Origin of the sequence: Marinifilum sp. RC60d5 (genome assembly GCF_052400665.1) — a bacterium.
Lineage (GTDB): Bacteria > Bacteroidota > Bacteroidia > Bacteroidales > Marinifilaceae > JBQTGK01.
Genome location: NZ_JBQTGK010000008.1, coordinates 106,936 through 128,716 on the forward strand (window position 1 = coordinate 106,936; position 21,781 = coordinate 128,716).

The 21,781-nt window shown below is 36.4% G+C and carries 18 protein-coding genes; 8 read left to right on the forward strand and 10 right to left on the reverse strand.

Features of this window, described 5'->3' with window-relative positions; translation table 11 throughout:
- Window positions 1-254: 254 nt before the first annotated feature.
- The 6 genes from ACT3CE_RS15215 to ACT3CE_RS15240 all read left to right on the forward strand — a co-directional run bounded on the left by ACT3CE_RS15215 (window position 255) and on the right by ACT3CE_RS15240 (window position 6,836).
- Entirely contained in the window at window positions 255-1,403 is a 1,149-nt protein-coding gene (locus ACT3CE_RS15215; protein ID WP_444710625.1) for an acyl-CoA dehydrogenase family protein, read from the forward strand.
- Window positions 1,404-1,412: 9 nt separating this feature from the next.
- Window positions 1,413-2,408 carry an isopentenyl-diphosphate delta-isomerase gene (locus ACT3CE_RS15220; protein WP_444710626.1) on the forward strand — a complete coding sequence of 332 codons (996 nt, stop codon included), beginning with the start codon at window positions 1,413-1,415 and terminating at the stop codon, window positions 2,406-2,408.
- 125 nt (window positions 2,409-2,533) lie between these two features.
- Window positions 2,534-3,865, forward strand: coding sequence for a hydroxymethylglutaryl-CoA reductase, degradative (locus ACT3CE_RS15225; protein WP_444710627.1), 1,332 nt, complete (start codon window positions 2,534-2,536; stop codon window positions 3,863-3,865).
- A gap of 3 nt (window positions 3,866-3,868) precedes the next feature.
- Entirely contained in the window at window positions 3,869-4,795 is a 927-nt protein-coding gene (locus ACT3CE_RS15230) for a GYDIA family GHMP kinase (protein ID WP_444710628.1), read from the forward strand.
- A gap of 19 nt (window positions 4,796-4,814) precedes the next feature.
- Window positions 4,815-5,867, forward strand: coding sequence for a diphosphomevalonate decarboxylase (mvaD, locus tag ACT3CE_RS15235; RefSeq protein WP_444710629.1), 1,053 nt, complete (start codon window positions 4,815-4,817; stop codon window positions 5,865-5,867).
- 6 nt (window positions 5,868-5,873) lie between these two features.
- Window positions 5,874-6,836, forward strand: coding sequence for a mevalonate kinase family protein (locus ACT3CE_RS15240; RefSeq protein WP_444710630.1), 963 nt, complete (start codon window positions 5,874-5,876; stop codon window positions 6,834-6,836).
- A gap of 135 nt (window positions 6,837-6,971) precedes the next feature.
- Here ACT3CE_RS15240 and ACT3CE_RS15245 read toward each other — a convergent pair whose 3' ends face one another.
- The 8 genes from ACT3CE_RS15245 to ACT3CE_RS15280 form a co-directional block, all read right to left on the reverse strand.
- Window positions 6,972-8,405: a nucleoside recognition domain-containing protein gene (locus tag ACT3CE_RS15245; RefSeq protein ID WP_444710631.1), complete on the reverse strand. Its 1,434-nt coding sequence runs from the start codon at window positions 8,403-8,405 to the stop codon at window positions 6,972-6,974.
- 10 nt (window positions 8,406-8,415) lie between these two features.
- A complete protein-coding gene (locus ACT3CE_RS15250) occupies window positions 8,416-9,207 on the reverse strand; it encodes a FeoB small GTPase domain-containing protein (protein WP_444710632.1) in 792 nt (263 codons plus the stop codon).
- A gap of 6 nt (window positions 9,208-9,213) precedes the next feature.
- On the reverse strand, window positions 9,214-10,248 hold the full coding sequence (locus tag ACT3CE_RS15255) for a metal-dependent transcriptional regulator (RefSeq protein ID WP_444710633.1): 1,035 nt from the start codon (window positions 10,246-10,248) through the stop codon (window positions 9,214-9,216).
- Between the two features lie 433 nt (window positions 10,249-10,681).
- Window positions 10,682-10,909, reverse strand: coding sequence for a hypothetical protein (locus ACT3CE_RS15260; protein ID WP_444710634.1), 228 nt, complete (start codon window positions 10,907-10,909; stop codon window positions 10,682-10,684).
- A gap of 14 nt (window positions 10,910-10,923) precedes the next feature.
- On the reverse strand, window positions 10,924-11,052 hold the full coding sequence (locus ACT3CE_RS15265; RefSeq protein ID WP_444710635.1) for a hypothetical protein: 129 nt from the start codon (window positions 11,050-11,052) through the stop codon (window positions 10,924-10,926).
- 375 nt (window positions 11,053-11,427) lie between these two features.
- Window positions 11,428-12,804 carry a TolC family protein gene (locus ACT3CE_RS15270; RefSeq protein ID WP_444710636.1) on the reverse strand — a complete coding sequence of 459 codons (1,377 nt, stop codon included), beginning with the start codon at window positions 12,802-12,804 and terminating at the stop codon, window positions 11,428-11,430.
- Window positions 12,805-12,912: 108 nt separating this feature from the next.
- Window positions 12,913-16,071, reverse strand: coding sequence for an efflux RND transporter permease subunit (locus ACT3CE_RS15275; protein WP_444710637.1), 3,159 nt, complete (start codon window positions 16,069-16,071; stop codon window positions 12,913-12,915).
- Window positions 16,072-16,074: 3 nt separating this feature from the next.
- Window positions 16,075-17,169, reverse strand: coding sequence for an efflux RND transporter periplasmic adaptor subunit (locus tag ACT3CE_RS15280; RefSeq protein ID WP_444710638.1), 1,095 nt, complete (start codon window positions 17,167-17,169; stop codon window positions 16,075-16,077).
- Between the two features lie 203 nt (window positions 17,170-17,372).
- Here ACT3CE_RS15280 and ACT3CE_RS15285 point away from each other — a divergent pair, with 203 nt between their 5' ends.
- Window positions 17,373-18,278, forward strand: a complete 906-nt coding sequence (locus ACT3CE_RS15285; RefSeq protein ID WP_444710639.1) for a helix-turn-helix domain-containing protein — start codon at window positions 17,373-17,375, stop codon at window positions 18,276-18,278.
- Window positions 18,279-18,334: 56 nt separating this feature from the next.
- On the opposite strand, the gene ACT3CE_RS15290 is transcribed toward ACT3CE_RS15285, so the two are convergent.
- The gene (locus tag ACT3CE_RS15290) at window positions 18,335-19,006 is read right to left on the reverse strand and encodes a cytidylate kinase-like family protein (protein WP_444710640.1); all 672 of its coding nucleotides are present in this window, start codon (window positions 19,004-19,006) and stop codon (window positions 18,335-18,337) included.
- A gap of 17 nt (window positions 19,007-19,023) precedes the next feature.
- On the reverse strand, window positions 19,024-20,538 hold the full coding sequence (locus tag ACT3CE_RS15295) for a DHA2 family efflux MFS transporter permease subunit (protein ID WP_444710641.1): 1,515 nt from the start codon (window positions 20,536-20,538) through the stop codon (window positions 19,024-19,026).
- Between the two features lie 151 nt (window positions 20,539-20,689).
- Here ACT3CE_RS15295 and ACT3CE_RS15300 point away from each other — a divergent pair, with 151 nt between their 5' ends.
- Window positions 20,690-21,535, forward strand: coding sequence for a helix-turn-helix domain-containing protein (locus tag ACT3CE_RS15300; protein ID WP_444710642.1), 846 nt, complete (start codon window positions 20,690-20,692; stop codon window positions 21,533-21,535).
- The last annotated feature ends 246 nt before the right edge of the window (window positions 21,536-21,781 follow it).

Sequence of the window (21,781 nt, forward strand, 5' to 3'; positions counted from 1 at the left end):
TAGTAAGTAAATGGTATTTTTTATTTGGTTGACCAATAAGTTTCAAAGAAATATATTCTCTTATAATTGACAAGATACTATTAGCAGAAGATTTACTTTGCAAACATATAAGCAAATAAATTCTGATAATTAACTATGATACTACTCTAATACTATTAAAAATCAATCTAAATAATTTCAGAATCATAAACTTTTTAATTAGGTTTGCGCTCTAATTAAAGACTTACACATCTTAATCTATTAATTGATACACCATGATAAATCCATATATTAAAAAGCACCATGAGATAATTCGGAACAGAGTAAAAGAATTTGCTGAAAATGAAGTTAAACCATTAGCTCATGAATTGGATGCAAAAGAACAATTTAGCCCGAAACTTACAAAAAGAATGGGTGAATTGGGTTTATTCGGTATGTTTTTACCTAAAAAATATGGTGGGCAGGAAAAAGATTATTTATCATTAATAATAGCAATAGAAGAGCTTGCAAAATATGATGCATCACAAGCCTCTACACTGGCGGCTCATAATTCCCTCGGAATTGGACCAATTTATAATTTTGGTACCGAGCAACAAAAACAGAAATACTTACCTCTGTTAACAAGTGGTAAAAATATTTGGGCTTTTGGACTAACAGAAAATAGTGCAGGTTCAGATTCTCGAGGAACAAAAACAAATGGTATTTTAGAGGAAAAATACTGGTGTATTAATGGCAGTAAAAAATTTATTTCAAATGCTTCTTCCGAACTGTCATTAGGTGTAACTTTACAGGTAGTAACAGCAAATAATAATGGAAAGAAAGAACTATCTGCTATATTAGTGGAACGAAATACCAAGGGTTTTAAGGCAGAACCTTTAAAAGGAAAAATGATGTGGCGAGCTTCGGATACTGCTCAGTTAAATTTCGAAAACTGTAAAGTTCCGAAAGACAATCTATTAGGAAACATAGGTGAAGGATCAAAAATTATGCTCGAAACTTTAGATTCTGGCAGATTAACTATTGCAGCTATGGGACTAGGTTTAGCGCAAGGAGCTTATGAAATGGCTTTAACTTATTCTAAAAAAAGAGAGCAATTTGGTAAACCCATTTCAAAATTTCAGGCTATTGCATTTAAATTATCGGATATGGCCACAAAAATTGAAGCTGCCCGTAATTTATTGTATCATGCATGTTGGCTAAAAGACAATGGGCACAGCTTTGGAAAAGAAGCAGCTATGGCAAAGCTATTTTGTTCGGAAACCGCTCAGGAAGTAGCCAACGAAGCAGTTCAAATCCATGGCGCTCATGGTTTAATTAAGGAATCGGAAGTGGAACGATTTTATCGCGACCAAAGAATACTGCAAATTGGGGAAGGAACCTCAGAAATTCTTAGGTTGGTGATATCAAGACATATTGGTTGTTAATTTAAAAGTATGACAGACAGAAAAAAGGATCACATTGAATTGGCTTTTCGTTCTCAAATAAAGAACGCCTTAAGAGATGATAGATTTAATTATGAACCTATGATTAATTCTCATCCTAAGAAAGAAGATACTAACTTTACTTTCTTAGGTAAAAATTTACAAACGCCAATTTGGGTTTCCAGTATGACGGGAGGCACCGAGTTAGCAGGTAAAATAAATAGTAATTTAGCTCGTGCCTGCGCCGAATTTGGCATGGGAATGGGCTTAGGATCCTGTCGCTCTCTTTTAGATAACAATAAACATTTCTCAGATTTTGATGTTCGCTCCATTATTGGCGATAGTTTACCTTTGTATGCAAATCTGGGCATTTGTCAGATCGAAGAATTAATTCAAACAAAAGAGACAGGTAAAATCGTTAATCTGATTAATCGTTTACGTGCCGATGGATTAATTATTCATGTTAACCCATTACAGGAATGGCTTCAGCCTGAAGGCGATCTAATAAATCAATCACCCATAGAAAGTATCAAATACCTACTTAACAACGTAGATTTTCCAATTATTGTGAAAGAAGTTGGACAAGGAATGGGGCCTGAAAGTTTAAAGGCATTGCTGCAGCTTCCTCTTCAGGCAATTGAATTTGCAGCTTATGGAGGAACTAATTTTGCCAAAATAGAATTGATGCGAAATTCCGATTCTCAGAATAAACTATTCGAACCTTTGTCCTTAATTGGACATTCGGCCAATCAAATGGTAGATTGGGTAAATGAAATTGTGGCTACTAATCCTCAGATAAAATGTAAAGAAATAATCATTTCGGGAGGAATTCAAAATTTTCTGGACGGATACTATTTCATGGAAAAATCAGGGCTCCCGGCCATATACGGACAAGCCTCCTCTCTATTAAAGTATGCTAAAGAATCTTACGAAGAACTAAGAACATATTTAGAATTGCAAAAAAAAGGCTTACAGCTTTCTAAAAGTTTCTTACATCTAAAAAGATAAGATTTTCACCTAAAAAGGCATCCGTTTTTTGGGACATCTGCATAAAAAATCTAATTTAGGACTTTCGGATGTTTTATTATTTTTCTAGCTGGTTTTAAATCAGTAAAAAATTAACATGAAAAGATATGAAGCGAAAAACAATCATTTCAGGTTTTTCAAAATTATCTCGCGAAGAGAAAATGGAAAAAATGGGTGAATTAACTGGGAGTGCTGAGCAAATTAAAGCCAAGCTCGACAGTTTTCGTCTACAAAATACAGAGCAGCAAAATCTGTTGGATGAAATTAGTGAAAATACTCTTGCTAATTTTTACCTTCCCTTTGGTGTTGCTCCTAACTTTCTGATTAATGACCACTTGTATCACATTCCAATGGTTATTGAAGAGAGTTCTGTGATTGCTGCAGCATCACGATCGGCAAAGTTTTGGGCCAGGCATGGAGGATTTAACGCGCAGGTTGTTTCTGTTGTAAAATCGGGACAAGTTCATTTTATCTGGAAAGGTGAAACAAATAAATTACATAATTTGCTACCTGAATTAAAATTTGACCTGTTTAGGGCAAGTCAGGAATTAACAATAAATATGCGCAAAAGAGGTGGCGGCATTCAGAATATAGAATTAATTGACCTTTCTGATAAAATGGAAAATTATTATCAGCTGCATGTTACTTTCGATACTGCAGATTCTATGGGTGCTAATTTTATTAACTCATGCCTAGAGAAAATAGCTCAACAAACGAAACATTTCTTTAAACATTATGAGGGACTCTCTGATGTTGAACGGGAATGCGAAGTAATTATGTCTATACTCTCTAATTACACCCCCGACTGCCTGGTAGAATGCTCGGTAGAGTGCAGCCTAGATGAATTAGATAATATTCATCCAGGAATTAGCGGAAAAGAATTTGCCAGTAGATTTCAAAAGGCTTCTAAAATTGCAGAACTCGATATTTACAGGGCCACAACTCATAATAAAGGAATTTTTAATGGCATTGATGCAGTAGCTTTGGCCACAGGAAACGATTTTCGCGCCATTGAGGCAAACGGGCATGCTTACGCTTCTAAGACCGGAAAATATAAAAGCTTAAGTAAGGCCAGCATATCAGATAAGCGATTTCATTACCAGGTAAAAATGCCACTCTCTTTAGGAACCGTTGGTGGCTTAACAAGCTTGCATCCTTTGGCAAAATTTGGACTCGAATTGCTAGGTAAACCTTCGGCAAAAGAGTTAATGATGATTACGGCTGCCGCCGGACTGGCAAATAATTTTGGTGCTTTGCGTTCTTTAATCACCACTGGAATTCAAAAAGGACACATGAAAATGCATTTAACAAATTTATTGAATGCTTTAAAGGCAGATTACGAAGAAAAAAAACAGGCCTTGGAATATTTTGCACACAAAACTGTCTCTTACAACGAGGTAGAAACCTTTATAAATTCACTCAGAACTAAGCTACAATAGAATTTGAAATCTTTACACAAATATTATTCGAATGCTAAATTTCTGCTAACAGGTGAATATCTTGTTTTGCATGGAGCCTTAGCACTTGCTATTCCCTTAAAGTATGGACAAGTATTGGAGGTTTTCGAATCAGAGAAATCGCATTTGGAGTGGCAAGCCTACGAAAAAGGTAAATTATGGTTAAATTTTTCAATTTCAAATCAAGAGATTACAAATCAGACTGATGAAGGAGAAACAGCAAAAGATTTTGTTTGTTTTCTTTTGAATAAAGCCAAAGTTTTAAATCCTGATTTTTTAAGAATTTCGAAGCTAAAAGTAAGAACTGAAATCGATTTTGACCGGAATTGGGGTTTAGGTAGTAGTTCTACTTTAATCAATAATGTAGCCAAATGGGCTGAAGTTAATCCGTACCAGTTGCATTCACTGGTTTCAAATGGATCTGGCTATGATATTGCATCGGCAAACAATCGTAAACCCATTTTATTTCGCAGGAATGGAAATTACCCTTTAATATATACTGTTAATTTATCTCCCCCTTTTGCCAATCAGTTATACTTTGCTTATTTAGGAAAAAAACAAAAAAGCACAGACTCGGTTCGTAGCTTCCTAAAAAACAACACTTTAAAAATCGAATTTATCGATCAGATAAGCCAAATAAGTAAAGATATTCTTTCGGCTGATAGTGCTGATGTTTTTGATAATTTAGTTGAGATACATGAACAACTAATATCTAACATATTGGGACAAAAATGTATTAAAGAAAAATTATTTCCCGATTTTAAAGGATCTGTAAAATCACTGGGAGCCTGGGGTGGTGATTTTATTATGCTGAGAAGTAATTTGAGTAGAGCTGAAATTCACTCTTATTTTTACAAAGCAGGACTAACAAAAATATTATCCTGGAATGAAATGGTACTAGGTACAAACTAAATAAATTACTTGCTAAACGATGACAAATAGTTCAAATTCAGGATCTGTAGGTTGGGAAAGTCCTTCGAATATTGCTTTAATAAAATATTGGGGCAAAAAAGAGAATCAGCTCCCTTGTAATCCATCAATAAGCATGAGCTTACAGAATTCATTTTCCCGTACTAAGCTCACATATCAGGCCAAAGGGAAAGAAAACTTATTAAGCTTTTTATTCGAAGGTAAAAAGCAAAAGCAGTTTGAACTACGAATTGCAAATTTATTTGAGAACCTGTCTGATCATTTTAATTTTCTTAAGGAATTTCAAATCACTATTTCTTCCGAAAATACTTTTCCACATTCGGCAGGAATAGCCAGCTCGGCTTCGGCAATGAGTTCTTTAGCACTTTGTTTGTGCAGCATGGAAGAAGAAGTAAAAGGAATTAAAATGAGCAAAGCTGAGTTCCATAAAAAAGCAAGTATTATTGCCCGATTAGGTTCAGGAAGTGCTTCCCGATCGATTTATGGAGACTTTGTTGCCTGGGGAAAAAGCAAGTCTCTTTCCAATTCGTCCGATGAATATGCAATTCCCATTTCACAAACTACTCATCCTGTTTTTCAGGATTTTCAGGATACAATTTTGCTGGTTAGTTCTAAAAAGAAGGAAGTCTCGAGTTCGGTAGGACATCAATTAATGAATAATCATCCTTATGCATCGTCTCGTTTTGCTCAGGCAAATACAAATTTTGATAGAATGATAGCTGTATTGCAATCGGGTAATCTGGACGAATTTATCGAGATTATGGAAAATGAAGCATTAAGTCTGCATGCTTTAATGATGAATTCGACACCTTCCTACACATTACTAAAGCCAAATACGCTTGAATTAATCGAAAGAATTAAATCTTTTCGTTCGAGCACTAAAATTCCTATTGGATTTACTTTAGATGCAGGACCTAATATCCATTTACTATATCCTAAATCGGAAAATGAAAAAATCATACCTTTTATTAATTCGGAATTAACTTCCTTTCTTGAAAAAGGGAAATACATTCTCGATAAAAGAGGAAAAGGACCACAAAAACTTAAAATCTAGAAAATAGTGAGAAAACATCCGAACATATTTTATGCAAAAATTCTTCTTTTTGGCGAGTATAGTGTTTTACTAAACTCAATGGGCTTAAGCATTCCGTACACTCATTTTAAAGGAGAATTAAGTTTCATTGGTGAGGATAAATATACCGATCGCAATTTTGCCAAACGATCTAATTCAGAATTACTCAAATTCTTAAAGTATCTTAAGAGTAATGCTAAAGAATATGATTCTTTACTTGATTTATCAACCTTTGAAAATGATATCAACAATAAATTGTATTTTGAATCGAGTATTCCGGAAAGTTATGGTTTAGGTAGTTCGGGAGCTTTATGTGCATCTGTTTATAAAAAGTATGGCATTAAGCCAATTGGAAACAGTAAAAAACTGAATAATAGAGAAATAATACAACTAAAAAGTATTTTGGCTAAACTCGAATCTGGTTTTCATGGTAAAAGTTCAGGTTTAGATCCTTTAAATTCTTACTTAAAAGTTCCTCTACTAATTCATAATCAAAATAACATTGAGCAGGTTAGCTTACCAGGAAAAAAATTTGGTAAAGACAGTGCAATCTTTTTAATTAACTCACAAAAGTCGGGAAATACAGAACCTCTGGTTCGTTCTTTTTTAAATAAATATGAAGATAAAAAGTTCGCCAATTTAATGGAGCAAGAACTAATTCCTAAAAATAATAAATGCATTCAGGAATTGGTCAATGGAAATGCAGACTCTTTTTTTTCAGAATTGAATCAATTTTCAGAATTTCAATTCACCCATTTTAAATCGATGATTCCCGATAATTTTATGGATATCTGGCACGAAGGCTTGCACTCACAACAATTCTGGATAAAACTATGTGGCTCGGGAGGTGGAGGTTACCTATTAGGTTTTACCAAAAACTATTCAAACACAAAAAAAATTATGCAAGGAAAAGGATATGATATTGTTACCGTTTATGAGAATGAAAAGTAGAGAAAAATACCTGATCTGCATAATAATGCTCTATTAATTTTCATAAGCAAAAAAAGGTGAGCAAAAAATAAGCCCACCTCATCCCTTTCCTATAGTTGCCCATATTTTCTGATTGACTTAGTTTTATTTGCCTTTTTAATGAAACAAAAGCCAGATTTGTGTGGTAAAGAACGTAACGATGAATCCTAAAACGACAGGTAAAAATGTGGAAACCAATGTCCATTTAGTACTGTTTGTTTCTTTATATATAGTATAAATAGTAGTAGAACAAGGATTATGCAACAAACTAAATAACATTAGATTAACAGCAGTTAACAGAGTCCATCCTCCTGCATGAAGAATGTTGGCGGTATCAGAAATAGAATCCAATTCAAACATTACACCCGAACCGGCACCCAAACCCGTTAGTTTTGTTGTTAAAACCGTAAGCATTAAAATGGTAGGAATAACAATTTCATTTGCAGGTATTGCAATGATATAAGCTAACAGAATTACCCCATTAAGTCCAAAGATGAGCGAAAACGGGTTCGACCATTCTATAAAATGTTCGGCAATGCTCAAGTCTCCAATATGAATATTAGAAACGAGCCAAATAAGTATTCCGGCAGGAGCTGCAAAAACAATCGCACGCCATAAAACAATTAAAGTACGGTCAATCAAAGAGGTGTATAAGGTTTGCCAAATACGAGGTGGACGATAAGGAGGTAATTCAAGGCTAAAAGACGAAGCCTCTCCTTTTAGTACCGATTTACTCAAGCCCCACGAAACCACCAGGCTAAAAAAGATACCTAATAAGGCAACAGCAACTACTGCTCCGGCAGATACAATACCAGCAACACCGGCAGGAACCATTCCTCCAATAAAAATTGAAGCAATAAGAATCTGAGTAGGCCATCGACCATTACACAAGGAAAAGTTATTGGTAATAATGGCAATTAAACGTTCTCTTGGACTATCAATTACCCTTGCTGCCACAACTCCAGCGGCATTACAACCAAATCCCATACTCATAGTTAAGGCTTGTTTACCATGCGCCCCGGCTTTACGAAATAAATTATCCATATTAAAAGCCACGCGAGGCAGGTAGCCCAAATCTTCAAGCAAGGTGAAGATAGGAAAAAAGATGGCCATAGGAGGTAACATCACTGCAATAACCCAGGCCAATGCAAGGTAAGCACCATCAATTAGAACACCATCTAACCACCAGGGCATATTTATATATGCTGCGAAATCCTTTAACAAGGGATGTACTGTATCAATTAGCAAAGAAGCCAGTAAGCCCGACGGATAGTTTGCCCCAGCAACCGTAAGCCAGAAAACAACTGCTAAAAGCAAAAACATAAGCGGAAAACCAAGCAACTTACTAGTCACAACCTTATCGATTTTTAAATCAAAACTATAGGCTTCTTTTTCCCCTTTTTGCTTTACTGTTTTGTTAGATATTCGAGAGGCGTCTTTATAGATGGATTCAATAATGGAATCGTGAAAATCAGTACCTAAATCCCATCGGGCCGAATTTGCTGCTGAAATTATTTCTTCGCCTTTTGATTTTATCTTTGTGTTTTTCATGTTGTGTGAACTAATTTTCAATGGTTAAATCGTCCTCATGCAAATTTCCAATTTCACCTGATCTGATGGCTTCGATAATACTATTATCACCTTCGAGCAAACGCATGGCCACCCAATTTACATTCGGTAAATCAGGATAAGCCTCCCTGATTTTTTCCGATAATGATTCTATGGCATGATTCAATTTTTTTGAACTGCTTTTTATTTTAGGAGGTTTGCACACGTATTTACCGGTTGCCACTTCTTCAATGGCCTGAAGCAACTCGTTCATCCCCTGATTTCGTCGGGCAGATGCCGGTATAACGGGGATTCCTAGTTCTTTGGATAAAGCTCGCACATCAATTTCGAGATTATTGCGTTTTGCTTCATCTATTAGGTTTACACAAAGTACGGCTCTGTCGGTCAGCTCCAGTATTTGTAAGACTAAATTTAAATTTCGTTCCAGGCGGGTAGCATCGGCAACAATTACGGTAACATCAGGTTGACCAAACAAAATAAAATCGCGGGCAACTTCTTCATCGGTACTTGTTGATAATAAGGAATAAGTTCCGGGAAGGTCAACAATCTTGTACCTTTTTTCATTAAAAACAAAGCCTCCTTCAGCTCGTGATACCGTTTTACCCGGCCAGTTTCCTGTATGCTGTCGTAATCCTGTAAGGTTATTAAAGACGGTACTCTTTCCTGTATTCGGATTACCTGCCATGGTAATCACGTAATCTACATTTTCGAGATTAACACCTAATTTTACCAGATTCGCCTTATTATGTGCCGGACAATTGGCACAATTATTTGGTGTGTTCATTTTCTTTTAATTTTTGGCGTTAATAAATACCTGATCGGCATGTTGTTTTCTAATACCAATAGTTGTACCCATTACTCTATATCCAACAGGGTCGCCCGATGCACTCCTCATAACAGCTGAAATGCTACTCCCGGGAACAATTCCTAAATCCATTAATCGCCGGCGCTGCTGTCCTCTGCAATTTGGCGAAATCCCCATAATTTCAGCCTGCTCACCTATTTTTAGCGATGACAATAAGTCGTGCTTCGGTATTTTTGTTAATTCATCAACTGTTTTTTCAACGGTTATATTACCAGCAAATAAGGGGGTTAGCACACATTCTTCATCATTGGCAACAAAGGTTATTTTTTTATCGCTAACTTCAGTAACATACACCGGGAGTCCCGGATATAAACCCAATACCGCTAATTGTTCATAGATGCTTTTGGGTTCATCTTCCAAATGAATAATTCGTCCCATTTCTCCTTCCTTCAGGGCACTTAAAAGCATGCCTTTAGGTTTAGGCAGTTCACCTTTTATGGTGGGTATGGGGTCGCCATGCGGGTCAAAAACCGGATTCCCCATTTTTGCAGCCAGCTTTTCTGTTTCTTCTTCAGTTACAAGGTGCTCAATTCTGTCCGCTTCGTTATGCCAATCGCTTGGAGATATACTTGAGTGGTCGGCAAGATAGCGTTCCCATATCCTGTGAATCCTTACAATACGCAATGCGTAAGAACGTCCGGCATCGGTTATGCTTACTACCTGATTGTTAACCTTAACCAATTCCAGTTCTGTTAATCGATTAAACAACCTGCTGGCTTTATCTAAAGTAATATTTAAATGTCCGGCCAAGCCATGAATAGTACAACTTGATTTGGTGTATTCACAATTGAATATAAATTTTAAAGCATCTTCTATTAAAACGCGTTCATTATTATTTCTGAACCTGGAAATTAAAGCCAAACCCCCTTTTTGAGGCCATAAAAACCAAAAGAAAACTATTGTAGCCAGTAGTCCTATTAAAAGCGCTACCCCCGGTTGTATTAATAAAATGGTTAACATTATTATAAAATTTGCTCGTTAAACTTAAAATCATTTGGCTAATCAATAAAATCAATAACCTTAAATTATTCGATATCTCCTTTTTCAGGAAGCAAGCCGTTACATATAACAAACATACCCAAATTGTCTGATACTGCAATCCTCAGGCAAAAGAATAAAAATAACCTACAATTACAGTGCCTTCATTCCTTTATTTCAAGGCTTTTATTTTAAACAAGGGTTGACACATGTTTTGGTTGCCCATTTTGCAGCTATTCACTTTCAAATGATGCTTAGGTTTACAACAAGCACAACCATCAAATACCCTAATTAACAAGTATTTAAATAAAACACTCTATAGCAATTTTTGAATTATTTTTTGATTGATAAAATAATTTTCCTGTCAATAATAATCCTATAAATACAAATATTGCAAAGGTCAGGCTACTAAAAGCTAACTGCATTCCTCCTGATAAATACTAAAAAATAATACATGAGTTCCCAGCCATGAGTTTAATGAAATAGCTCCTAAGTTTAAACCAAGAACAGGCGTTATAAAAGGCAAAATTAAAGTATATACAATGCCTCCGAATGTTCCACCAAGAATACCGATAAATGCATCAACCGACCCCTGACCAAAGGAAATAGCCAATGTTCCCGGACAATAGCCTAAAATCGCCATCCCTGAACCAAAGATTAAACCACAAAAATACGGTCGACAATATTATAAAGTGCATTTATTAAAAGACCTAAAACAACAGAACCTGCATAAACCAATAGTAATTTTAATATCGCACTGTCTTTTAGAGAATATTTTGGATTCATAGTTGTAAGCTATTTATCTTTTTAGTCGACCTTAGGGTGTTTGATGAAAGGAAGGCGAATACCGTGCTGCGCTGCCAATGATAGTTTTTAACAAAGACCCTGAAACGAGTTCAGGGTGACGTTCCCAGCACGTATTGCAGACACCACCATCTACGTTATGCTGAACTCGTTTCAGCATCTTTGTCCTGACCTCATTATGCACATTCAAAAAGGATGAACCGACCATGTGAAATTTAATTATTCAATCTTTCACACAAGAGAATGAAATACGAAGTATTCATAAATCCCTTTGAATATATAAAATTCGTGAATATTAAATTGCCTTGAGAGTTACATGCAACAAAAGAAAATTAGTAATGCATGAAACTAGTTTTATTATTCTTCTCTTCCTCCACCCAAGGCCTGATACAAATTGATGACCGATTGTACCTGATCGTACCAATCGTTTGTTGCAGATAATTGCGCATCCAGCAAATCTTCCTGAGCCGTTAGAACTTCCAAATAAGTTGAAGATGCCAATTGAAATAACTCACGTGTGTAGAGCACCGAACGTTCGAGAGCCTCCAGTTGTTTGTTACGATTTTCTTGTTTCTGTATGGCGGTAGAATATTGAAATAGAGCGTTGCTCACTTCGCTGCCGGCATTCAAAAGGCTCTGTTTAAAATTAAGTAAGGCTTCCTCCTGTTCAGACTTCGCTATTTTTAAATTGGCCTTGTTTAATCCTTTGTTAAAAATTGGAGCCGTTAATGAGCCGATGGCACTGGATAAAAGTTTTCCAGGATTGGCAATGATTCCACCATTACTATTGGTCCACTCTGTAGAAGCACTTATCGTAATATTGGGATAAAAAGCTGATCGTGCTACGTTGGTATTATAGAAAGCTGTAGCCAAGGCCATTTCGTACTGTTTTATATCAGGACGATTCGCTAACATTTGTAAAGGAACACCAACCGATATCTGCTCTGGAAGCTTTAGGCTCTGCCACTCGCCCCGTTTTATGGTCTGAGGCGCTTGTCCTAAGGTGATGGAAAGTGCATTCTCTGTTTCACGTATCGACTGTTGTAAGTCGGAATAGGAGGTTTTTAGCTCGTAATAACTTGCTTCACTTTGTGTAATTGAAGCTTCATCGGTCATCCCTACTTCTTTTAAAGCTCGCATGCTTTCAATCCTGTCTTCCCAGCTTAAAATTGTTTTAGCGGTAATATCTAGTTGCTTATCTAGCATCAATAAGTAATAGTAACTATCTGCGATGCTGGCAATCAATTGTGTTTGTACGGCTTGTTTGTAAGCATGGCTTTGTTCCAAAGTTGTTTCAGCTCCTTTTTTTGCATTGCGTATACCACCAAATAGGGGAATCTGCCAGCTTGATGAAAGCCCTGAATTATATGTTTTTGATGTTGAGTCATCGTAGTCAGATAGTGTTCCCGTTGACGAAAAAGATAAATTGGGTGTATAAGCTAAACGAGCCGATGAAAGTGATGCTTCGGCTTGCTCTATGCGAAGCAATGCAGTTTGTAAATCTACATTGGCTTCCAGTCCTTGTTCAATAAGCACCTGTAATTGAGGATCGGTAAATAGTTCCCGCCATGGAAGATTCCCTAAATTCACACTATCCTTTGGCATTACAGCATCAACCGAACTCGTGTCGCGATAGAGATTTTCTGTTGTGACTTCTGGTGTTTCGAAGGTTTTATATACCGAACAACTGCTTAGCAGTACTAGGCCGATAAAATATATGATTATCTTTTTCATCTTATTTAAGATTATTTGTTTTCTAAGATATAAGATGAAACTCGCATGATATTAATTAGTCGCATTTGTGTGAAGAATTCCCTCATGCTCGTTTCATCTTTTGTTTTCTTATTGTGTGATACTTGCGTTTTCGCTGGCTGTTTGGGCAAAATCCTCAGTCATGGGTTTAAATTTTTCCTGAACTTTTTGGAAGATGACAAACAAAGCAGGTGTAATAAATATCTGGCAGATCATACCCACAAGCATACCTCCAATAACACCTGTACCTAAAGAGCTATTACCATTAGCGCCAACTCCACTTGCAAACATCATGGGCATTAAACCAACAATCAGCGTAAGCGAAGTCATCATAATAGGTCGAAGACGTGCTGCAGCGGCTTCAATAGCGGCTTGCATAATCGATAATCCTTGTTGACGGCGTTCTACGGCATATTCCACAATTAGAATGGAGTTTTTAGCAATCAACCCAATCAGCATAATGAGTGCTACTTGCAGATAAATGTTATTATTGACACCCATTATATTGGCAAACAGTAAACTTCCTGCTAGTCCCATTGGAATGGAAAGTATAATGATGATAGGAAGTATATAACTCTCGTATTGCATACTCAACAAGAGGTAGATAAACAGAAATACGATACCTAAAACAATCGCTGTTGTATTGGCACCCGTGTTATTTTCTTCACGTGTCATTCCTGCGAATTCATAGCTATAACCGGTAGGTAACTCTTTCGCTAATTCTTTAATGGCATTAATGGCTTCTCCAGAGCTGTAGCCATCGGCAGGCGAACCTGTAACAGCGATAGAGGTATACATATTAAAACGACTAATGTTATCAGGTCCATATGTTTTACGAAGCGTTACAAATTGTGATATGGGCGCCATTTCTGTTCCATTACGCACCATTATCTTATTCAGACTTTCGGTATTGGTACGATAGTCTGGACTTGCCTGAATCATCACACGGTACAGTTTACCAAAGCGATTGAAATTAGAGGCGTAAAGTCCACCATAATAACCTTCCAATGTAGATAAAATGACACCAGGACTGATTCCTGCGATTTTACATTTCTCCACATCCACATCGACCCTGTATTGTGGTGTAGTTGCACTAAAAGAAGTACGTGCACTTGCTATTTCAGGAAGTTGATTAAGTTTCTGTATAAAATCCGTAGCGACTGTTTCGAAATCATTTAAATCACCACCTGTTTTATCCTGCAACTTCAATTCAAAGCCATTGGTTACACCATATCCTGCTACCATAGGAGGTGCTAAATAGATCATGTTCCCATTTTTAACGACTTTGGATGTCTCTCTATATAACTGAGCAATAACCTCATCTACACTTTCTCCATCACCTCGTAAGTCCCAATCTTTAAGTTTACAAATTAGATTTCCATAGGCATTACCGGAACCATCAAGAAGGCTATAACCATTACTTATGGAATACGATTTGATAGCAGGAATGCCTTGTACTATATCGGATATCTTTTCCATTTCTTTGGAAGTCTCTTCCAATGACGTTCCCACAGGCATAGCAAGAGCACCAAAAATAGTTCCCTGATCTTCGTTGGGAATTAAGCCCGTTGGAGTGATACGCAATAAAAACACAAAAGCAATGATTATGATGCCAACAAGCGATCCACTCATCAGTTTATGAGCCGTAAAAAAGCTTACTCCCTTTTTATATTTGTTAGTTAAACGTTTAAAATTATCGTTAAAAGAGGTGTGAAAGCGTTGAGCAAAAGTCTTCTTCTTTTCGCCATCATTATCCTTCGGTTTTAGCAGTAATGCACACAAGGCCGGACTTAAGGTTAGTGCATTTATTCCTGATATACCAATTGCGAAAGCCATGGTTAATCCCATTTGTTTAAAAAAGATACCAGAAGTTCCTCCTGTAAAGCTAACGGGGATGAAAATAGCCATCATCACTAAAGTAGATGAAATAATAGCACTGGATATCTCACCCATGGCATCAATAGAAGCCTGACGCGCAGAGGTGTAGCCGGCATCTATTTTAGCTTGAACAGCCTCTACCACAATAATGGCATCATCCACCACCGTACCAATGGCAAGCACCATAGCACATAAAGTAAGTAAGTTCACACTAAAGCCGAATATCCACATGAGGAAAAACGACCCCACTAAGGCAACCGGAATAGCAATAGTAGGAATAAGTGTGGAACGGGTATTTTGCAGGAAGATATAAGTAACCAGGATAACCAATAGAAAAGCTTCGAGCAATGTTTTTACCACTTCCCAAATGGAAGCATATAAAAAATCGTTGGTATTCATCATGATAGCGTACTTTACGCCCTCAGGAAAATCCGCTTCTGCCTCTTCTAAGAAATTTTCAATACTATTGTTAATATCCATCGCATTGGAACCCGATGTTTGGAAAACCATACCAGTGACACCATTATGACCGTTTATACTAGACGTAATCGTATTTGACAGACGTCCCAATTCTATGTTGGCAACATCTTTTAGATGGAGTACCTCCCCATCTTTGGTAGCCGAAATAACAATATTTTCGAATTCTTCTTCACTTTGTAATCGACCTTTGTACTTTAACACATATTGAAATGATTGATTGCCCTGCTCTCCCAATTGTCCGGGAGCAGCTTCAATATTTTGTTCGTCTAGCGCTGTGGTTATGTCGCTGGGCATAAGGTGGTATTGTGCCATTACGTCGGGCTTCAACCAAATTCGCATGGAATAGTTTGATCCTGTAATAAAGACATCACTAACACCACTAATTCGTTTGATTTGTGGAATTAAATTGATATCGGCATAGTTCTCCAAAAATGAATAATCATATTGATCATTTTCGCTATAAAGCCCCCAGGTCATCAAGATACTCGATTGACGTTTGCTGGTAGTCACCCCAATTTTGGTGACTTCAGAAGGGAGTGACCCTTCAGCTTTGCTGACTTTATTTTGCACATTGATAGCAGCCATATCCGGATCGGTGCCCATCTCAAAATAAACCAATATCGTGGCAGTTCCTGTATTGGTTGCCGTAGAGGTCATATAGGTCATATCCTCTACACCGTTGATTTCTTCCTCTAAAGGCGCAACCACACTATTGAGCACCGTTGGTGCATTAGCACCGGTATAAGTGGCCTCTACCTGAACAGTAGGTGGCGCTATGCTCGGGTATTGTGTGGTAGGTAGAGAAACTAAACCCAGCACCCCTAAAATGATAATGAAAATAGATATGGCTGAGGATAGAACCGGTCGTGTTATAAATTTATCAAACTTCATGATCTATAAGGTATTTGATTTGATTTTAATAATGGTACCATCACGTAAGGAAGTGATTCCTTCAATGACGATTTTATCTCCTGCTGATAATCCTTTTGTTACAGCATATTGACTGCCGTTGTCTAGTGGATAGATTTCAATTTCTGTACTTGACACTATTGAGTTTTCATCTACGGTGTACACAAATTTTTTGTCTTGAATCTCGTAAGTGGCACTTTGTGGTATTAACAAACAGTTTTCAAGAGAATAAGGCAGAATAACAGAAGCTGTACCCCCGCTACGTAAAATTCCATCTTCGTTGGGAAAGGCTGCACGAATACTGGCAGCACCTGTCGATTCATCAATGGTACCACTAATGGTTTCAATAGTTCCTGGATATCTATAAATATCATCATTGCTCATCTTCAATTGCACTTCCGGCAGATTTTTGATGATGCCTGTTGTTAAATGATTCTCTTTAGCGAGGGCAAGAATTTTTTTCTCGGTAAGAGAAAAGTTGGCATATATGGTGGTAAATTCCGAAACCGTAGTGATCGCATCAGTCATGGTAGGACTGACCAAAGCTCCAACACGAGATGATATTTTACCGATGATACCATCAGTAGGACTCGTTATACGAGTGTAGGATAAATCTTTTTGAGCACTCACTAATTCCGCCTTTGCTAAAGCGAGTTGAGCATTACAACTACCCAATTCGTTTTCTGAAAGTTGTAGTTCATAAGCGCTTATAATTTTTCTCTCTGCTAAGGATTTTTTATTTTTAGCGGTTAGTCTAGCTGTTGCAACATCAGCTTCAGCAACAGCAACATTGGCTTTTGCTACATTTACAGCCTCTTGATATTGCACCTGATCGATCTGAAACAAGACCTGACCTTTTTTTACGATTGCTCCTTCATCTACATTTACTTTAGTGATAAAGCCCGTTATTTGCGGGTGTATATCAATGTCTTGTTTCCCTTTTAGGGTGGCCGAATAGGATTCGTAGAACTTCTCTGTACTTGGCTTAACTTCCATTACAGATAGTTCAGGAGTCTGCTGCTTTCTATTATTTTTCTTTTGGTTGCAAGAAGCGAGTAGTACTATGCCTAAACATAGCAAGATGATGCCTTTTAATTTCCTAATTTGAATATTCATATCTTTTATTTTATCAATCCATATAACCAAGCTCGATATAGCATGGCTGCTTCAATTTGTTGGAAGCAAAAATAGTATGCTTAAATAGTTAATTATGAATTGTAATTTGGGTAAAACGGATTACTATTTAGGTTTTTGTCTTATCTTTGAAAAAAAATGAGAAGAATATGAAGATATACGACAACATAAAGGGCTACTTTTTAAATAAGGACAACGGATGTAACGATTATTCGAATCGCTTTTATATTCGATCAATAAAAGAAGATAGCAGTATAGGTCTCAAACCTGATGACATCTATTTAGAACCTCACAAAAGAGACTTTTTTGAAATCGTTATTTTGATTAGAGGTAGTGTTCCTGTTAAAATTGGAGAGCAAACGCTTAAGAAAACCAATAATACTTTGGCTATCGTTTCACCTTTTCAGACGATTAACTATAGTCGACTAGCAAAAGAAAATACGGATCATGGTTATATCATTAATTTTAAAGCCTCTTTGTTTGAAAATTTAAATAATTCGTATGATGTGCAAAATGAATTTCCATTTTTCAAACTCCACTCTTTGCCCATATATCAATTAGGCGACGAGGATTTCTCAGGATTAGAACCCCTGGCAATGGAGATATTTGAAGAGTCGCGAGAAGACAGGATGAATAGCTTTCATATTATAACACATCTTCTACTTATTTTGCTTTATAAAATAAAGCGAATAACGCATAACAACCAGGGCATTGTTAGTATGAATCGTAATGATACTATTCTAGCTAAATTTGAACAGAAAATTCTTTCAAACAATAATACATTTTTATCTGTAAAAGAATATGCTTCGATGATGAATATTAGTGCCATTTATCTTTCGGAGTGTGTAAAAAAAGCGACAGGTAGAAGTGCGCAAAAAATAATTATCGATTATAAAATTTTGTCGGCCAAAGTATTGTTGCACCAGAAGAATAAAACGATAACAGAAATAGCTGATATTTTAGGTTTTAATGAAGCGGCTAATTTTAATCAGTTTTTCAAGCGCAATACAGGAATGACAGCTACACAGTTTCGTAAGAAACAAAAAGTTGAATAGTAGCGGTTTGTCTTTTGCTGTTGAAAGGAATGAGGATAACATCTATACAGTTGATATTAAATTGAGCTTTTGTAGTATCTCTGTTCCAGATAATTCAGGATAAGTTGAACGGACTTATCAATACCTATTTTGCCCGTATCTATTGAAAGGTCATAATTCAGGGCACTTATCCATTCTTTGCCGGTGAATCTTTTACAATAGGCAGCCCTTTCCCTGTCTTTTTCATCCAGCATTTTAGCAGTTGTATCTTCTTGAATTTTATACAGCTTACTCACTCTTTGGATGCGATTATCGCGCCCACTATGGAAAAATATTTTAACATGGTTCGAATAGTTCCGAAAGATATGAAATCCACATCGTCCGATAATAACTGCAGAAACTTGCTCTGCAATATGCTCAATTATTTTTTGCTCGGTTTCAAACAATTCTCTGCTTGTAGGAGGCAGCACAATTTGCGAAGGAATATAAGCACCAGGAGCCATCTTTATGTTTTCTAAAAAGTAGTCCCATAATGAGGGCAACTTTTCATCACGCGAGGCTAAATCTCCGGCGGAGATTGAAAATTGAGTCGCAGCTTTGTCAATAATTTCACGATCAGCATAAATAATGTTCAGCTTTTTAGATAGCGCTTGTCCAATCATTCGCCCTCCGCTGCCAAACTGACGGCTGATTGTTATAAGCAATGGCTTTGTTTGTTTCATTGTCGGTTCCTCCTGTTTTTCGTTCATTTAGTGTTCAATTTGTGTTAATTTTCGAATGCTGTTCTTTGTCGCCGTTTGATAAAAAAAGACAGAAGCAAACCGGTTAAAACAACCACCAAGGCTACGCTAAAGGATGTTGTGGCACCTTCAATGGTGGCCAAATGCCGTTGTATAAGGTCTGGTTTTTCTATACGTGCAAGATATTTGACATATCGGGCGCCCATTAATCCAATAAATAAGGAAGAACCAAAAGCCGCCGCAATCTGTTGCGAGGTATTTAGAATGGCTACACCATGAGCCATATATTTCTTTGGAAGCTGATTTAACGAGTTGGTTTGTAGGGGTGTGATAATTAAAGCTATTCCAATGCACATTAAAATGTGAAAAGCAATAAGTGTTGACAAAGCTGTGGTATTGGAAATACGAGTCAAAAAGAACATGCTTACTATTAAGGGGATAAAGCCAGCAATAACAATAGGTTTTGCGCCTATTTTGTCAAATAATCGGCCCGACAAGGGAATAACAAACACCATCATTAGACTACCTGGTAACATGGCCAATCCTGCAGTACCTACATTTATATCTAAAGCATTTTGCATATAGGTGGGCAAAATTATATTTGTAGCAAAGGGTATTAAAAAAGATAAAAATAAAATGATTGTACCCAGTAAAAACATGGGATAACCGAAAACCCTAAGTTCCAGCATAGGTTGTTGCAGAGCTGACTGTCGTTTTGAAAATATAAACAAACCTGCAAGCCCACAGAGCAGCGGAATAAAAGTAGCCACATTCCACAAACCCAGTGTTTCTATGGAAGCCAGGCCAAAGATCAGCCCTCCAAATCCTATGGTAGAAAAAAGGATGGAAAAAATATCAATTTTGGGTTTGGTTAAGGTAGAATAACTTTTCAAGTATAGTATTCCTAAAACACTTGCAACAACTGCTATCGGTAGCATAATAAAGAACAGCCAATGCCAGTCTAAATATTTCAATACATAACCCGACAAAGTTGGTCCAACTCCTGGTGCTGCAATTACCACCATCATGCTAATTCCCATGGCAGCCCCCCGTTTTGCCGGAGGAAAAATAGCCATCACCGTATCCATCATAATTGGCAGCAGCATGCCTGTACCAACCCCCTGGAGTATTCTTGAAATCAATAAAAGCGTGAAATTTTGTGAAATGCCACATAGTGTTGTTCCAACAGTGAAAAAAATCATAGCAAATAGGTATAATTTTTTAGTCGAGAACGTTTTTATTAGAAATGCAGTAACTGGAACCAAAATACCTATTATCAAAAGGTAAGCCGTTCCTAACCATTGCACAGTACCTAAAGAAACCCCCAAACTTGACATCAAATTTGGAAAAGCTACATTTAGAATCGTTTCGTTTAGTAATGCAATAAAACCACCAATTAGCAAAGGTAGCATAATTAGAATCTGTTGTTTTCTTGTATACTTCGGTGTATTTTGCTGCTCGATAGTAGGTTTTACGATGGCTTCTTTATTTGCTTTTTTAATAAAGTTTCCTTCGCAGATATCAATATTGTTTTTAGTCATTTTGTTACTTTTAAACTTGCTCACAAAGCAATAGAATTTCCAATGATAATCGCTGTTCTATTTTTCATTTAATATTGTCATTTTTTCCAGTACATTTGCGTTTTAGTAGTAATTAACACTTAATTAATTGTCATAAAAAGAAATAGCACCCATGTTGACAGATTTTAGATTGCCAGAATCAGACATCTCTTTAGAAGGAAATTTCAGCCTTGGGTTTTATTCCACTAAATTTCCAATTAAGGATTCTCCTGAACGTTTGCAATGGGGAATGACATGTATATGTACTAGCGGGTATATAGATTTAGAAATAGATTTCATTACGTATCGTTTAGAAAAAGGTGTTATCCTTACAGCTTTTCCGATGCAGGTTGTAGAGCAAAAACAGCTTAGTGAAGATTTTTCTTTAATTTACATTACTTATTCCAAGGAAATATTACAAAATGTACTGTTTCGATTTTCTTCCGGATTTGAAGTGTTTTTAAAAGAAAACCCAGTGTTTAATGCTCCGGAAGAGATATACACATCTGATATCGAATTTCTGAAACTGATAAAAAACAAGTATGAAGAGATTAACAATATCTGTCGAAACGAAATTATTATAAGTCTGGTGCGAGTTTTTTATCTTAACATTTACAATGGCATTTATCAAAAATTGTTAAACGATTCGATAAAGCTTACGCGTCAAATGGAAATATTCAGACTATTTCTGGATCTAATAACGCAATATTATAACAAAAGTAGAGAGGTAGCTTTTTATGCAAAAAAATTAAACATAACGCCTAAATATCTTTCGATTGTAACACAGGGAGTAAGAGGGCAAAATGCAAAAAAAGTGATTGACGATTATATAATGACAGAAATTAAATTGCAATTAAATTCAAGCTCAAAATCTATATTGGAAATTTCTGAGGAGTTAAATTTTCCTGACCAATCGTTTTTCTGCAAGTTTTTTAAACGTCATTCAGGCTTATCTCCAAAACAGTTTAGAGATAAATAATGCTAATTTATTTATAAGATGGTAGGGGTTCTGTTTCAATAAACGTTAACGACAGTCTGTCTAAAAACTCAGTAAACTGCTCCAGTAAATGTTAAACACAACAGTTTTAGGATACATAAAAATTGAGAAATTATTTAATTTGAAATAGAATTGAAGTTTTTATTTGAACGACACTATCCCGCAAAGTGTGTAAATGAAATTTATAGGGTTAGGCGTTTAGTCTGACCCTATCTTCAAATATAGTTA

Bases quoted from the DNA above. Each gene is read 5' to 3' on its own strand.
- ACT3CE_RS15215 (WP_444710625.1), top strand. From the start codon at position 255: ATGATAAATCCATATATTAAAAAGCACCATGAGATAATTCGGAACAGA.
- ACT3CE_RS15220 (WP_444710626.1), top strand. From the start codon at position 1,413: ATGACAGACAGAAAAAAGGATCACATTGAATTGGCTTTTCGTTCTCAA.
- ACT3CE_RS15225 (WP_444710627.1), top strand. From the start codon at position 2,534: ATGAAGCGAAAAACAATCATTTCAGGTTTTTCAAAATTATCTCGCGAA.
- mvaD (WP_444710629.1), top strand. From the start codon at position 4,815: ATGACAAATAGTTCAAATTCAGGATCTGTAGGTTGGGAAAGTCCTTCG.
- ACT3CE_RS15245 (WP_444710631.1), bottom strand. From the start codon at position 8,405: ATGAAAAACACAAAGATAAAATCAAAAGGCGAAGAAATAATTTCAGCA.
- ACT3CE_RS15250 (WP_444710632.1), bottom strand. From the start codon at position 9,207: ATGAACACACCAAATAATTGTGCCAATTGTCCGGCACATAATAAGGCG.
- ACT3CE_RS15255 (WP_444710633.1), bottom strand. From the start codon at position 10,248: ATGTTAACCATTTTATTAATACAACCGGGGGTAGCGCTTTTAATAGGA.
- ACT3CE_RS15260 (WP_444710634.1), bottom strand. From the start codon at position 10,909: ATGGCGATTTTAGGCTATTGTCCGGGAACATTGGCTATTTCCTTTGGT.
- ACT3CE_RS15265 (WP_444710635.1), bottom strand. From the start codon at position 11,052: ATGAATCCAAAATATTCTCTAAAAGACAGTGCGATATTAAAATTACTA.
- ACT3CE_RS15270 (WP_444710636.1), bottom strand. From the start codon at position 12,804: ATGAAAAAGATAATCATATATTTTATCGGCCTAGTACTGCTAAGCAGT.
- ACT3CE_RS15275 (WP_444710637.1), bottom strand. From the start codon at position 16,071: ATGAAGTTTGATAAATTTATAACACGACCGGTTCTATCCTCAGCCATA.
- ACT3CE_RS15285 (WP_444710639.1), top strand. From the start codon at position 17,373: ATGAAGATATACGACAACATAAAGGGCTACTTTTTAAATAAGGACAAC.
- ACT3CE_RS15290 (WP_444710640.1), bottom strand. From the start codon at position 19,006: ATGAACGAAAAACAGGAGGAACCGACAATGAAACAAACAAAGCCATTG.
- ACT3CE_RS15295 (WP_444710641.1), bottom strand. From the start codon at position 20,538: ATGACTAAAAACAATATTGATATCTGCGAAGGAAACTTTATTAAAAAA.
- ACT3CE_RS15300 (WP_444710642.1), top strand. From the start codon at position 20,690: ATGTTGACAGATTTTAGATTGCCAGAATCAGACATCTCTTTAGAAGGA.